The sequence below is a fragment of the Pseudomonas sp. BIGb0176 genome, from assembly GCF_024810175.1.
Taxonomy (GTDB): domain Bacteria; phylum Pseudomonadota; class Gammaproteobacteria; order Pseudomonadales; family Pseudomonadaceae; genus Aquipseudomonas; species Aquipseudomonas protegens.
This window is the reverse complement of the sequence record NZ_JANUEC010000007.1, coordinates 166,105-180,988: the sequence shown is the minus strand read 5'-3', so window position 1 is coordinate 180,988 and position 14,884 is coordinate 166,105. Positions and strand designations below refer to the sequence as shown.

General features: G+C 62.4%; 11 protein-coding genes. All 11 read left to right on the top strand.

The genetic code is table 11. The features are described from left to right. Positions 1-127: 127 nt before the first annotated feature. The 11 genes from rnr to M2395_RS30920 all read left to right on the top strand — a co-directional run bounded on the left by rnr (position 128) and on the right by M2395_RS30920 (position 14,879). Positions 128-2,755: a ribonuclease R gene (rnr, locus tag M2395_RS30970; RefSeq protein WP_015633941.1), complete on the top strand. Its 2,628-nt coding sequence runs from the start codon at positions 128-130 to the stop codon at positions 2,753-2,755. Next, a complete protein-coding gene (rlmB, locus tag M2395_RS30965; protein ID WP_015633942.1) occupies positions 2,752-3,519 on the top strand; it encodes a 23S rRNA (guanosine(2251)-2'-O)-methyltransferase RlmB in 768 nt (255 codons plus the stop codon). The genes rnr and rlmB overlap by 4 nt, the downstream gene beginning before the upstream one ends. Positions 3,520-3,769: 250 nt before the next feature. Next, positions 3,770-4,195 (top strand): 30S ribosomal protein S6, encoded by a 426-nt coding sequence (gene rpsF / locus M2395_RS30960; protein ID WP_011058949.1) that lies wholly within the window; start codon positions 3,770-3,772, stop codon positions 4,193-4,195. Positions 4,196-4,223: 28 nt separating this feature from the next. Further along, a complete protein-coding gene (gene rpsR / locus M2395_RS30955) occupies positions 4,224-4,454 on the top strand; it encodes a 30S ribosomal protein S18 (RefSeq protein WP_002551829.1) in 231 nt (76 codons plus the stop codon). A 36-nt stretch (positions 4,455-4,490) separates the two neighbouring features. Beyond that, positions 4,491-5,390 (top strand): hypothetical protein, encoded by a 900-nt coding sequence (locus tag M2395_RS30950; protein WP_011058950.1) that lies wholly within the window; start codon positions 4,491-4,493, stop codon positions 5,388-5,390. A gap of 21 nt (positions 5,391-5,411) precedes the next feature. Further along, the gene (rplI, locus tag M2395_RS30945) at positions 5,412-5,858 is read left to right on the top strand and encodes a 50S ribosomal protein L9 (RefSeq protein ID WP_007921484.1); all 447 of its coding nucleotides are present in this window, start codon (positions 5,412-5,414) and stop codon (positions 5,856-5,858) included. Between the two features lie 124 nt (positions 5,859-5,982). Further along, positions 5,983-7,380 carry a replicative DNA helicase gene (gene dnaB / locus M2395_RS30940; protein ID WP_011058951.1) on the top strand — a complete coding sequence of 466 codons (1,398 nt, stop codon included), beginning with the start codon at positions 5,983-5,985 and terminating at the stop codon, positions 7,378-7,380. A 200-nt stretch (positions 7,381-7,580) separates the two neighbouring features. Beyond that, the gene (locus M2395_RS30935) at positions 7,581-9,872 is read left to right on the top strand and encodes a YgiQ family radical SAM protein (protein ID WP_123431199.1); all 2,292 of its coding nucleotides are present in this window, start codon (positions 7,581-7,583) and stop codon (positions 9,870-9,872) included. A gap of 172 nt (positions 9,873-10,044) precedes the next feature. Continuing rightward, on the top strand, positions 10,045-10,986 hold the full coding sequence (locus M2395_RS30930) for an NAD synthetase (protein WP_220802981.1): 942 nt from the start codon (positions 10,045-10,047) through the stop codon (positions 10,984-10,986). Further along, the gene (locus tag M2395_RS30925) at positions 10,983-11,432 is read left to right on the top strand and encodes a hypothetical protein (protein WP_011058954.1); all 450 of its coding nucleotides are present in this window, start codon (positions 10,983-10,985) and stop codon (positions 11,430-11,432) included. The genes M2395_RS30930 and M2395_RS30925 overlap by 4 nt, the downstream gene beginning before the upstream one ends. Before the next feature lie 171 nt (positions 11,433-11,603). Further along, positions 11,604-14,879, top strand: a complete 3,276-nt coding sequence (locus M2395_RS30920) for a DUF2126 domain-containing protein (protein ID WP_123431197.1) — start codon at positions 11,604-11,606, stop codon at positions 14,877-14,879. Positions 14,880-14,884 lie beyond the last annotated feature (5 nt).

Sequence of the window (14,884 nt, the reverse complement as noted above, 5' to 3'; positions counted from 1 at the left end):
CGGTATGCGTGACGATGTTTCTGAGGCGATGGCGAGGATTATTCCCAGGTTGTCTGAGCCTGAAATTTCCCGTTTCAATACGCGTATGCCAAACTAACCCGCATATAGACAAGGTGAAATTTATCTAATGGCCGATTGGCAGTCCCTCGATCCCGAGGCCGCTCGTGAAGCGGAAAAATACGAAAACCCTATTCCTAGCCGCGAACTCATCCTTCAGCACCTTGCTGACCGGGGTTCGCCTGCTAGTCGCGAGCAGTTGGTCGAAGAGTTCGGTCTGACCACGGAAGACCAGCTGGAAGCCCTGCGCCGCCGCCTGCGCGCCATGGAGCGCGACGCTCAACTGATCTATACCCGCCGCGGCACCTATGCGCCGGTGGACAAGCTCGACCTGATTCTCGGCCGTATCAGCGGTCACCGCGACGGCTTCGGCTTCCTGGTGCCGGATGACGGTAGCGACGACCTGTTCATGAGCCCGGCGCAAATGCGCCTGGTATTCGATGGCGACCGCGCCCTGGCCCGGGTTTCCGGCCTGGATCGCCGCGGCCGTCGCGAAGGCGTGATCGTCGAAGTGGTGTCCCGTGCCCATGAAAGCATCGTCGGTCGCTACTTCGAAGAAGGTGGCATCGGTTTCGTGGTGGCAGACAACCCGAAGATCCAGCAGGAAGTGCTGGTAACGCCGGGGCGCAATGCCAATGCCAAGATCGGTCAGTTCGTCGAAGTGAAGATCACTCACTGGCCGACGCCGCGCTTCCAGCCGCAAGGTGATGTGGTGGAAGTGGTGGGCAACTACATGGCACCGGGCATGGAAATCGACGTTGCCCTGCGCACCTACGATATTCCTCATGTCTGGCCAGAGGCGGTGCTCAAGGAAGCCGGCAAGCTCAAGCCCGAAGTGGAAGAGAAGGACAAAGAGAAGCGCATCGATCTGCGTGATCTGCCTTTCGTCACCATCGACGGCGAAGACGCCCGCGACTTCGACGACGCTGTTTTCTGCGAAGCCAAGCCCGGCAAGCTGCGCCTGTTTGGTGGTGGCTGGAAGCTGTATGTGGCGATTGCCGACGTCTCCAGTTACGTGAAGATCGGTTCGGCTCTGGATGCCGAAGCCCAGGTGCGCGGCAACTCGGTCTACTTCCCCGAGCGGGTGATCCCGATGCTGCCCGAGCAACTGTCCAACGGCCTGTGCTCGCTGAACCCGAAAGTCGATCGCCTGGCCATGGTTTGCGAGATGACCATCTCCAAGTCCGGCGAGATGACCGATTACCAGTTCTACGAAGCGGTGATCCACTCCAAGGCGCGTCTGACCTACAACAAGGTCAGCACCATGCTCGAGCAGCCGAAAACCAGCGAAGCCAAGCAGTTGCGCGGTGAATACGGCGATGTCCTGCCGCACCTGAAGCAGCTGTATGCGCTGTACAAGGTCTTGCTGGGGGCTCGTCATACCCGGGGCGCCATCGACTTCGAGACCCAGGAAACCCGGATCATCTTCGGTTCCGAGCGCAAGATCGCCGAAATTCGTCCGACTACACGCAATGATGCGCACAAGCTGATCGAGGAATGCATGCTGGCGGCCAACGTGGCCACCGCCGAGTTCCTCAAGAAGCACGAGATTCCGGCCCTGTACCGGGTGCACGATGGTCCGCCGCCGGAGCGTCTGGAAAAACTGCGCGCCTTCCTCGGCGAGCTGGGCCTGTCCCTGCATAAGGGCAAGGATGGCCCGACGCCGAAGGACTACCAGGCATTGCTGGAAACCATCAAGGACCGTCCGGATTACCACCTGATCCAGACCGTGATGCTGCGCTCCCTGAGCCAGGCGGTGTACAGCGCTGATAACCAGGGCCACTTCGGCCTGAATTACGAAGCCTATACCCACTTCACCTCGCCGATCCGTCGCTACCCGGACCTGTTGACCCATCGGGCCATCCGCAGCGTCATCCACTCCAAGCAGGACACGCCGCACGTGCGTCGCGCCGGGGCGATGACCATTCCGAAGGCGCGTATCTATCCGTACGACGAAGCGACCCTGGAGCAGCTCGGCGAGCAGTGCTCGATGAGCGAGCGTCGTGCCGATGAGGCTACGCGGGACGTAGTGAATTGGCTCAAGTGCGAGTTCATGAAGGATCGTGTGGGCGAGTCCTTCCCGGGTGTGATCACCGCGGTGACCGGTTTCGGCCTGTTCGTCGAGTTGACCGACATCTACGTCGAGGGCCTGGTGCACGTCACCGCCTTGCCGGGGGACTACTACCACTTCGACCCTGTGCATCACCGCCTGGCGGGCGAACGCACCGGTCGCAGCTTCCGCCTGGGCGATACTGTGGAAGTGCGGGTCATGCGCGTCGACCTGGACGAGCGCAAGATCGATTTCGAAATGGCCGAGAAGACCATCAACGCACCGATCGGCCGCAAGAAGCGTGGCGCCGCGGACGTACCTGCCAGCAAGGTCGTGGAAGAGCCGGCTCCAGCCAAGGCGGGGCGTCGCAGCTCCGCCAAGGAAAAGGCGGTCGAGGCTTATCGTCCAAGCGACGCAGCAGCGAAAAACGCCGAAGTGCGCAAAAGCCGTGAAATGAAGCGGGCGCTGCTGGCCGAAGCCAAGGGCGGTGGTAAAGCGACGTCTGCGGGAAAGTCCGGTAAGCCGGCGCCCTCGCGCGCTGGCGAAAAGCCCGCCAAGCCGAGCAAACATCGTAAAGGTCCGCCCAAGGCGGGCTCCGCTTCCGGCGCTAAAAGCGGCGGGGCGCGCAAACCTAAGGCCAAGTCATGAGTCAGTTGGAAAAGATCTACGGCGTGCATGCCGTAGAAGCGTTGCTGCGTCACCATCCCAAGCGGGTCAAGCAGATCTGGTTGGCTGAAGGGCGCAGTGATCCACGGGTTCAGGTGCTGGTGGACCTGGCTGCGCAGAACCGTGTTTCGGTTGGCCAGGCCGAGCGTCGTGAGATGGACGCATGGGTTGAAGGCGTGCACCAGGGCGTAGTGGCGGAAGTCAGCCCGAGCCAGGTGTGGGGCGAGGCCATGCTCGACGAGCTGCTGGACCGTACCGAAGGCGCGCCGTTGCTGCTGGTGCTGGACGGTGTGACCGACCCGCATAACCTCGGGGCCTGCCTGCGTACTGCCGATGCGGCCGGTGCCCTGGCAGTGCTGGTGCCCAAGGACAAGTCGGCGACCCTGACTCCGACCGTGCGCAAAGTGGCCTGCGGCGCCGCCGAAGTGATTCCGCTGGTAGCCGTGACCAACCTGGCCCGCACCCTGGAGAAGCTCCAGCAGCGTGGGCTGTGGATCGTCGGCACCGCCGGCGAGGCCGAACAGGAACTGTACGACCAGGACCTGACCGGCCCGACCATCATCATCATGGGGGCCGAAGGCAAGGGCATGCGTCGCCTGACCCGCGAGCACTGCGACTACCTGGTACGCCTGCCGATGGCCGGCAGCGTCAGCAGCCTCAACGTCTCCGTGGCCACTGGCGTGTGCCTGTTCGAAGCCATGCGCCAGCGCGGTGCCAAGGCCAAGGCCGGCGCCAAGAAAGCCTGACCCGCAGTTGCAGGAGCCGGCTTGCCGGCGAGGCGCGTGCTGCCGTCCATCGTCGGCACGCCGGCTCCCGCAGGTGGTTGTTCAAATAATCACCAATTGCCTTGCGCCGCTGTTCCCCCTTCTCTACAATTGCGCCCCTTGCCGTGACGGCAGGCGCATATGTGCCTACTACCAGGCAAGACACACCAGTGTCATTCACTCCTTGTCTGACCGCTTATAGGCGGCAGGCTACAACCCGTAAGGAGCATTCATGCGTCATTACGAAATCATCTTTTTGGTCCACCCGGATCAAAGCGAGCAAGTCGGCGGCATGGTTGAGCGTTACACCAAGCTGATCGAAGAAGACGGCGGCAAAATCCACCGTCTGGAAGACTGGGGCCGTCGTCAACTGGCCTACGCAATCAACAATGTTCACAAGGCTCACTACGTGATGCTGAACGTTGAGTGCACCGGTAAAGCCCTGGCTGAGCTGGAAGACAACTTCCGTTACAACGATGCTGTGATCCGTAACCTGGTCATCCGTCGCGAAGAAGCCATCACTGGCCAATCCGAGATGCTCAAGGCTGAAGAAAACCGCAGTGAGCGCCGTGAGCGTCGTGACCGTCCTGAGCATGCTGACAGCGCCGATGGCGATGACAGCGACAACAGCGACGCCAGCGATAACGCTGACGAGTAATCCACGGACCTTTTGAGGAGCCAATTACATGGCACGTTTCTTCCGTCGTCGTAAATTCTGCCGCTTCACCGCTGAAGACGTGAAAGAGATCGATTACAAAGATCTCAACACTCTGAAAGCCTACGTATCCGAGACCGGCAAAATCGTTCCAAGCCGCATCACCGGTACCAAAGCTCGTTATCAGCGTCAGCTGGCCACCGCTATCAAGCGCGCCCGCTTCCTGGCCCTGCTGGCCTACACCGACAGCCACGGCCGCTGAGATCGGGCAGTCGACAAGTAGTAAGGGATTGAATGCATGCGCGCCTTAGCTGAGTTCATCATGCGCGGTCGTATGCAGGCCACTCTGGTAGTGGCTGGCTGTTCGGCATTGCCGTTGTTGTATTGGTTGGGTGCTGCCGCCGGGAGCCTGGTGCTTCTGCGGCGCGGATTGAAGGATGCCCTTGGCGTCCTCGCTCTGGGAGTGCTGCCAGCTTTGCTCTGGTGGCTGACGTTCGATGACCCGCGGGCACTTCTGGTGCTGCTGGGTTCTTCGAGTCTTGCGTTGGTTTTGCGCGCAAGCGAGTCCTGGAGCCGCGTGCTGCTGGTCAGCATAGCGATGGGGTTGGTGTTTGCTGGAGTCCTGGGTGCGGCTTTCCGCCCTCAGATCGAAGCGCTGTCACAGGAATTGATAAAAATCCTGCCGATGGCCTTGGGTGAGGTCTACCAGCAGCTATCGGTTGAAGAGCGAGCTCGTCTTGCCACGCTGATTGCACCGATCCTGACCGGCCTGATAGCGGCCCTGTTGCAAGCCATCAGCGTGCTGAGCCTGATTCTTGGGCGTTACTGGCAGGCTGTGTTGTATAACCCGGGTGGTTTTGGTCGCGAGTTTCGCGCCATCAGAATCCCTCTTGGGCCAGCGATGTTGCTGCTGGCGTGCATGCTGGTAGGGCCGAACTTCGGACCTCAACTGGCCATGCTGACGCCGATGTGCAGTGTCCCGCTGGCTTTTGCCGGGCTGGCCCTGATTCACGGGCTGGTGGCACAAGGGCGACTGGCCAGGTTCTGGCTGGTGGGGTTGTACGTCACGCTGTTGCCGTTCATGCAACTGATCTATCCGTTGCTCGTGGTCCTGGCCATTGTCGACAGTCTGGTTGATTTTCGCGGTCGTTTGGCGCCGAAAGACGCTGATAACGGCTCTGCGAACGGTGAAGGTTAAAAGTTAAGAGGTTATTACCAAATGGAACTGATCCTGCTGGAAAAAATCGCCAACCTGGGCAACCTGGGCGATAAGGTAAACGTTAAGGCTGGTTACGGCCGTAACTACCTGCTGCCTTTCGGCAAAGCCACCGCTGCTACCGCTGCCAACCTGGCTGCGTTCGAAGCGCGTCGTGCCGAGCTGGAAAAACTGGCTGCAGAGAAGAAGGCTTCTGCCGAAACTCGCGCTGCGCAACTGGCTGAGCTGGAAGTGACCATCACTGCCACCGCCGGTGACGAAGGCAAGCTGTTCGGTTCGATCGGCACCCACGACATCGCTGATGCACTGACCGCCTCGGGCGTTGAAGTGGCAAAAAGCGAAGTTCGTCTGCCGAACGGCACCATCCGCAACGTAGGTGAATTCGACGTAGCCGTGCACCTGCACGCTGAAGTTGAAGCAACCGTACGCGTTGTCGTGGTGGCTGCTTAAGCAGTACCAAATCGTCTGGCACCTTGTGTGGCTGACGGTTAACATCGGGCACGATCCTGTTTACAGGTCGTGCCCTTTGTCTTTCTGCTGATCCTGATTTTCATCCCCCGAATTCCAAGTGGCCATGAACGATATCTCCGCTCCCGAGCAATACGATCTGCAAACCGCTGCCCTGAAGGTGCCGCCGCACTCCATCGAGGCCGAACAGGCCGTGCTCGGTGGTCTGATGCTGGACAACAACGCCTGGGAACGTGTGTTGGATCAAGTGTCCGACGGCGATTTCTACCGGCATGACCACCGTTTGATCTTCCGCGCCATCGCCAAGCTGGCCGACCAGAACATGCCCATCGACGTGGTCACCCTGTCCGAGCAACTGGACAAGGAAGGCCAGACTTCACAGGTCGGCGGCCTGGGCTACCTGGGCGAGCTGGCGAAGAACACTCCGTCGGTGGCCAACATCAAGGCCTATGCGCAGATCGTTCGCCAGCGGGCAACCCTGCGCCAGCTGATCGGCATCAGCACCGAGATCGCCGACAGTGCCTTCAACCCGGAAGGGCGCACCGCCGAAGAGATTCTCGACGAGGCCGAGCGGCAGATCTTCCAGATCGCCGAAGCGCGGCCCAAGACCGGCGGCCCGGTGGGGGTCAACGAACTGCTGACCAAGGCCATCGACCGCATCGATACCCTGTTCAACACGGACAACGCCATCACCGGCCTGTCCACCGGCTATACCGATCTCGACGAGAAGACCAGCGGCCTGCAGCCGGCCGACTTGATCATCGTCGCCGGCCGTCCGTCCATGGGTAAGACCACCTTCGCCATGAACCTGGTGGAGAACGCGGTACTGCGCAGCGACAAGGCGGTGCTGGTGTACTCCCTGGAGATGCCAGGTGAATCGCTGATCATGCGTATGCTCTCCTCCCTGGGCCGCATCGACCAGACCAAGGTCCGTTCCGGCCAGCTGGAAGACGACGACTGGCCACGCCTGACCTCGGCGGTCAACCTGCTCAACGACCGCAAGCTGTTCATCGACGACACCGCGGGCATCAGCCCCTCGGAGATGCGTGCGCGGACCCGGCGCCTGGTGCGTGAGCACGGCGATATCGCCATGATCATGATCGACTACCTGCAGCTCATGCAGATTCCAGGTTCCAGCGGCGACAACCGGACCAACGAGATTTCCGAGATTTCCCGGTCCCTGAAGGCCCTGGCCAAGGAGTTCAACTGCCCGGTAGTGGCCCTGTCCCAGCTCAACCGCTCCCTGGAACAACGTCCCAACAAGCGCCCGGTGAACTCCGACTTGCGGGAATCCGGAGCGATCGAGCAGGACGCCGACGTGATCATGTTCGTCTACCGGGACGAGGTGTATCACCCGGAAACCGAGCACAAGGGCATTGCCGAGATCATCATCGGCAAGCAGCGGAACGGCCCCATCGGCTTTATCCGCCTGGCGTTCATCGGCAAGTACACCCGCTTCGAGAACCTTGCTCCGGGCAGCTACAACTTCGACGACGACGAATAACCCGCCCGTTCGCCGGCCATCCGCCTGCCGGCGCCTGTAGGAGCCTGTAGGAGCCTGTAGGAGCCGGCTCGCCGGCGAATCGGCTGCACCGAATTCCGACCATAACGGTCGGAATTGGTTATTTTTTGTGCTATATTCCGCGCCCGCGAATTTCCCTGTGAATCAACGCGTCCCTATCCAAGCCAACACCGGTCATCGACATGCAAGCAGCCAAGCCGTTATTTGACTATCCCAAGTACTGGGCCGAATGTTTCGGGCCAGCACCATTCCTGCCCATGAGCAGGGAGGAGATGGATCAGCTCGGCTGGGATTCCTGCGACATCATCATCGTCACCGGTGATGCCTACGTCGATCACCCGTCGTTCGGCATGGCGATCATCGGCCGGCTGCTGGAGTCCCAGGGCTTTCGCGTCGGGATCATCGCCCAGCCCAACTGGCAGTCCAAAGACGACTTCATGAAGCTCGGCGAGCCGAACCTGTTCTTCGGTGTCGCTGCCGGCAACATGGACTCGATGATCAACCGCTACACCGCCGACAAGAAAATCCGCTCCGACGACGCCTACACCCCCGGTGGCCTGGCGGGCAAACGCCCGGATCGTGCGAGCCTGGTCTACAGCCAGCGCTGCAAGGAAGCCTACAAGCACGTGCCCATCGTTCTCGGCGGCATTGAAGCGTCCCTGCGCCGCATCGCCCACTACGACTACTGGCAGGACCGGGTGCGCAACTCGATCCTGATCGACGCCAGTGCCGATATCCTGCTGTACGGCAACGCCGAGCGAGCCATTGTCGAAGTGGCCCAGCGCCTGTCCTACGGCCACAAGATCGAAGACATCACCGACGTGCGCGGCACCGCCTTCATCCGCCGCGACACGCCCAAGGACTGGTACGAAGTGGACTCCACCCGTATCGACCGCCCGGGCAAGATCGACAAGATCATCAACCCCTACGTCAACACCCAGGACACCCAGGCCTGCGCCATCGAGCAGGAAAAGGGCCCGGTGGACGATCCCCAGGAAGCCAAGGTGGTGCAGATCCTTGCCAGCCCGCGCATGACTCGGGACAAGACCGTGATCCGCCTGCCGTCCATGGAAAAGGTGCGCAACGACCCGGTCCTGTACGCCCACGCCAACCGCGTGCTGCACCTGGAAACCAACCCGGGCAACGCCCGCGCCCTGGTGCAGAAGCATGGCGACGTGGACGTGTGGTTCAACCCGCCGCCCATTCCCATGACCACCGAGGAAATGGACTACGTGTTCGGCATGCCTTATCAGCGCATTCCGCACCCGGCCTATGGCAAGGAAAAGATCCCGGCCTACGACATGATCCGTTTCTCGGTGAACATCATGCGCGGCTGCTTCGGCGGTTGTACTTTCTGCTCCATCACCGAGCACGAAGGGCGGATCATCCAGAACCGTTCCGAAGAGTCGATCATTCGCGAGATCGAAGAAATTCGCGACAAGGTTCCAGGTTTTACCGGGGTCATTTCCGACCTCGGTGGCCCGACCGCGAACATGTACCGCATCGCCTGCAAGAGCCCGGAAATCGAATCCGCGTGCCGCAAGCCGTCCTGCGTGTTCCCCGGCATCTGTCCGAACCTGAACACCGACCATTCGTCGCTGATCCAGCTGTATCGCAGCGCCCGTGCCTTGCCCGGGGTGAAGAAGATCCTCATCGCTTCCGGCCTGCGCTACGACCTCGCGGTCGAGTCGCCGGAGTACGTCAAGGAGCTGGTGACCCACCACGTGGGCGGCTACTTGAAGATCGCCCCGGAACACACCGAGGAAGGTCCGCTCAATCAGATGATGAAGCCGGGCATTGGTACCTACGACCGCTTCAAGCGGATGTTCGAGAAATACTCCAAGGAAGCGGGCAAGGAGCAGTACCTGATTCCGTACTTCATCGCCGCCCACCCGGGCACCACCGATGAAGACATGATGAACCTGGCCCTGTGGCTCAAGGGCAACGGCTTTCGCGCGGACCAGGTGCAGGCGTTCTACCCGTCGCCGATGGCCACCGCCACGGCCATGTACCACTCGGGCAAGAACCCGCTGCGCAAGGTCACCTACAAGAGCGACGGCGTGACCATCGTCAAGAGCGAGGAGCAGCGCCGCCTGCACAAGGCGTTCCTGCGCTACCACGATCCGAAGGGCTGGCCGATGCTGCGCGAGGCTCTGCTGCGCATGGGCCGTGGCGACCTGATCGGTCCGGGCAAGAACCAGCTGATTCCGACCCACCAGCCGGCTACCGACAGCTACCAGAGTGCCCGTCGTAAGAATTCGACACCGGCCGGCAGCCACAAGGTGGCCAAGGAAACCAAGATCCTTACCCAGCACACCGGGCTACCTCCTCGCGGCAGCGACGGCGGCAATGCCTGGGACAAGCGCGAACAGGCCAAGGCCGCAGCGTTTGCCCGCAACAAGCAGGCGGCCAAGGAACGCGCCGACGCGGCCAAGGGCAAGAAGCCGACCCGCAAGCCGGTAGTGCCGCGCTAAACCCCACAAAACGCCAGCCACCGAGCTGGCGTTTTGCTTTTATGGAGATCGATTTTTTTACCGGCGGGCGAGCAACAAACGGTCAGGGCTTTGTTAAGGTTGCCGGGCTTGCATTGCCGCGATGCCTGGCTGGCTCATGGCTACCAGGCAGATTCACATCGTCAGACCAAGGATGAACCGCGTGACCAGCCCACTAGACGGAGTGATCAGGGACCTCAGCCTGACCCAGGTTCTTGCCCGCCAACGGATCGAAAGCCAGATAAACCTGCCGCGTCTGTTTGCCGCCATCGACACCGATCCCTCGATTGCCGGTGCCGGGGTGGTGTACATCGATGCCGACTTCAATGTCGTGACCCTGCGCGAATTCAGGCCGATCTGCAGCATCGTGCCCAAGCGGGTGATCTTGCGCGAGGCCAAGCGCTACATCGCGCCCCAGCAGTTCGTCGACCAGGTGAAGAACAACCCGCGCGAATCGCGGCTGGCCACTGAATCCTTCAACACCACCCTGGCCTGCACGGCCGCAGTGATCGGCTGGCTGGTGGTGTTCAGCGGCAGCATCGCCGTGCCCTTCACCGCCGGTGCCAGTGTCTGGGTGGTAGCGCTTGGGGCCTCGGCGGCGATGGCCGGCACCGCTCAGTGCGTGATTGGCGGCGCGCGGGTGATCAACGAGATCCAGGACCCGGCGGCCAACGACCGCATGGACGATGCCGAGTGGTACAACATAGTCACGCCGATTCTCGATGGCATTTCCCTGGTGGGTGTCGGCGGTTCGGCGCTGACCACTCTCAGGCTGCTCAAGGCCAGCAAGGCGGCGAACACCGGCAAAAGCTGGATGCAGTTGCTCAAGGGCCTCAACCGCCAGGAACGGGCCAAGCTGACCAAGGAACTGTTGACCCTGCGGGACCCGAGCCTGACCTCCAAGCTGCTGAAGCTGCAACAGCGTGCCGGTGCGTTGCCCAGACGCTATTCGTCGACGCAGATCCGCCACGCCACCCTGACCCAGATGCAGGATGCTCTGGGCGCTGCCCTGAGTACCAGCGGGAGTATCAGCTCCGGCATTCTTGGCCAGGTGAAAACCCTTGCGGTGGGGCTCTACGAGGAGTTCGACGAGTGATAGATGGCGGCCGCATGAGAGACTTCCTGGTACGTTATTTCCCGACCTTCATGCTCACCGTGCTGCTGGGCTGCTTCAGTGCCTCGCTCCTGCTGTCCCTGGCCGGCACCACTTATTGGCGCGCCATGGCACCGCCCCAGCGCGACGAATACCTGCTGTTTGGCCTGTTGGTACTGATCCCGCTGCTGGTGCTGGGCAACCTGCTGATAGTGCGTGGCATTTCCCGCGCGGTATGGTTGGTGGCCGGCTACTTTGTCGCCTGCCTGCTTGGGGTGGTGCCGATGTTTCAGTATCACCCGCACCAGGGGGTGTACCTGTTCGGCGTGTTGCTGCCGCTGCTCGGGCTGTTGCTGCTCAACAGCAAGCGGCACCGGGAAATGCGCGAACGGCTGCTGCAGATCCGCCAGCAGCGCCAGCGCTTCAAGCAGCAGCGCAAGCGCGGCTGATTCGTCGCCTGCCTTCTGGCGCATTTATGTGCAATTGCCTGCACCGGGATGCATCGATTGCGCGGTTTTGGTGCTGTACTGCCCAGGGTCGCTGAACAACCCCATGGACTTGCGCGCTGGCATAAGTCTTGCGCAGGTTCTCCCACCGTTCAGGCTCGCAGGAGGCACGCCGTGTCGATTCATGTCGCATTGCACCATGTCACGCACTATCGCTACGACCGCGCCGTCGAACTGGGCCCGCAGATCGTTCGCCTGCGCCCGGCGGCCCACAGCCGCACGCGAATTCTTTCCTATGCGCTGAAGGTCCAGCCCGAGCAGCATTTCATCAATTGGCAGCAGGACCCGCAGGGCAATTACCTGGCGCGTCTGGTGTTCCCGGAAAAAACCAGCGAGCTGCGGATCGAAGTCGACCTGCTGGCGGAAATGGCGGTGTTCAACCCGTTCGATTTCTTCCTCGAACCCTACGCCGAGCAGATTCCCTTCGCTTATGCCGCCGATGAACAGCGCGAGCTGGCGCCCTACCTGGAAACCCTGCCCCTGACGCCGAGGTTCCAGGCTTACCTGGACGCCATTTCGCGCTCACCGCTGCCGGCGGTGGATTTCCTGGTGGGCCTGAACCAGCGGTTGAGTGCCGACATCGCCTACCTGATCCGCATGGAGCCCGGGGTGCAGACTCCGGAGCAGACCCTGCTCAACGCCTCCGGCTCCTGCCGGGACTCGGCCTGGCTGCTGGTGCAATTGCTGCGCAACCTGGGGTTGGCGGCGCGCTTTGTCTCCGGCTACCTGATCCAGCTGACGGCGGACGTCAAATCCCTGGATGGCCCCTCCGGCACCGAGGTGGACTTCACCGACCTGCATGCCTGGTGCGAGGTTTACCTGCCGGGCGCCGGCTGGATCGGCCTGGATGCCACGTCCGGGCTGTTCGCCGGGGAAGGGCATATTCCCCTGGCCTGCAGCCCCGACCCCTCTTCAGCGGCGCCCATCACCGGGCTGGTGGAGCCCTGTGAATGCGAATTCAGCCATGAGATGAGTGTGGAGCGCATCTGGGAAGCGCCCCGGGTGACCAAGCCCTACACCGACGAGCAATGGCTGGCGATCCAGGCCCTGGGCCGGCAGATCGATGTCGACCTGCTGGAGGCGGATGTGCGCCTGACCATGGGCGGCGAACCGACTTTCGTCGCCATCGACGATCCCGATGGCCCGGAGTGGAACACGGCAGCCCTGGGGGCGAACAAGCGCCGCCTGGCCGGCGAGCTGTTCCAGCGCCTGCGCCAGCACTATGCGCCCCAGGGCCTGGTGCACTTCGGCCAGGGCAAGTGGTACCCGGGAGAGCAACTGCCGCGCTGGTCGCTGAATTGCCACTGGCGTCGTGACGGTGTACCGGTGTGGCGCAACAACGCGCTGATTGCCGACGAGCATGAAGATTACGCCGCCGATGCACTGTTGGCCGGACGTTTTCTGGCCAGTGTCGCCGAGCGTCTGAAGCTGCCTGCGCGTTTTGTGTTTCCCGCCTACGAGGACAATTTCTACTACCTGTGGCGCGAAGGCAGCCTGCCGCTGAATGTCAGCGCCGAGGATTCGCGGCTGGAGGATGCCCTGGAGCGGGAGCGCCTGCGCAAGGTTTTCAGCCAGGGGCTGGACAAGGTCATCGGCCAGGTCCTGCCCTTGGCCCGTACCGCCAAGGGCGACCAGTGGCAGAGCGGGCGCTGGTACCTGCGCGATAGCCATTGCCGGCTGGTACCGGGTGATTCGCCCCTGGGCTATCGCTTGCCCCTGGCGTCCCAGCCATGGGTGACGGCGGCGGAGTATCCGTTCATTCACGCCACCGATCCGAACCAGGATTTTCCCGAACTGGCGGGCGCGGCTCAGCTGGCAGCGATTGATGAGCCGGCAGTGGCGGACGAGTGGGTGCCCCAGGTGGACGAGTCCGCCGGCTGGCTGACCCGTACCGCGCTCTGCGCCGAGGCGCGCGAGGGGCGGTTGTACCTGTTCATGCCGCCCCTGGAGCGTCTGGAGGATTACCTGCAACTGGTCAGCGTGATCGAGGCCACGGCCGAGGAGCTGCGCTGCCCGGTCTTGCTGGAGGGCTACGAGCCGCCGGCGGACCCTCGCTTGTGCAACTTCCGGGTGACCCCGGACCCGGGGGTGATTGAAGTCAACGTGCAGCCCTCGGTCAGTTGGGACGAGTTGGTGGAGCGCACCGAGTTTCTCTATGAGCAGGCCCGGCAGACGCGCCTGACCAGCGAAAAGTTCATGATCGATGGGCGCCACACCGGCACCGGTGGCGGCAACCATTTTGTCCTTGGCGGAGCCACCCCGGCCGACTCGCCGTTCCTGCGGCGCCCCGACCTGCTGCGCAGCCTGATCAGTTACTGGCACAACCACCCGTCGCTGTCCTACCTGTTTTCCGGGTTGTTCATCGGCCCCACGTCCCAGGCACCGAGGGTCGACGAGGCACGCAATGACGCGCTGTACGAGCTGGAGATTGCCTTTGCGCAGATGCCGGCTCCCGGCCAGGAGTGCGCGCCCTGGTTGGTGGACCGCCTGCTGCGCAACCTGTTGATCGATGTCACCGGCAACACCCATCGCGCCGAGTTCTGCATCGACAAGCTGTATTCGCCGGATGGCGCCACCGGGCGCCTTGGCCTGCTGGAGCTGCGGGCCTTTGAAATGCCGCCCCATGCGCGCATGAGCCTGGCCCAGCAGCTGCTGTTGCGGGCGCTGGTGGCGCGCTTCTGGCGCGAGCCTTACGCGCCGGCCCGGTTGGCGCGCTGGGGCACCGAACTGCACGATCGTTTTCTGTTGCCGCACTTTATCGAACAGGATTTCGCTGATGTATTGGTGGAGCTGAATGCCGCCGGCTACCCGCTGCGGGCCGAATGGTTTGCCGCGCACCTGGAGTTCCGCTTTCCCAAGGTCGGCGATTACGCCGTCAGTGGCATCGAGCTGGAACTGCGCCAGGCCCTGGAGCCCTGGCATGTGCTGGGGGAGGAGGGCGCGGCGGGTGGCACGGTGCGTTATGTCGACTCTTCCCTGGAGCGCCTGCAGGTCAAGGTCGGCGGCCTGGTACCCGAGCGCCATGTGCTGACCTGCAATGGCGTGGCGCTGCCCCTGCATCCCACCGGGCGGGTCGGTGAGTTTGTCGCCGGGGTACGTTACCGCGCCTGGCAGCCGGCCAATTGCCTGCAACCCACTATCCCGGTGCATGCACCGTTGGTGTTCGACCTGCTCGATACCTGGATGCAGCGCTCCCTGGGCGGCTGCCAATACCATGTGGCCCACCCCGGCGGGCGCAATTACGACAGCCTGCCGGTGAATGCCAACGAGGCGGAAAGCCGGCGCATGGCGCGCTTCTTCCGCCTGGGCCATAGCCCGGGAAGCCTGGAGGTGCCGCCAGTGGTGATCAATGCCGAGCTGCCGCTGACCCTGGATTTGCGACGTTTCTAATCCAC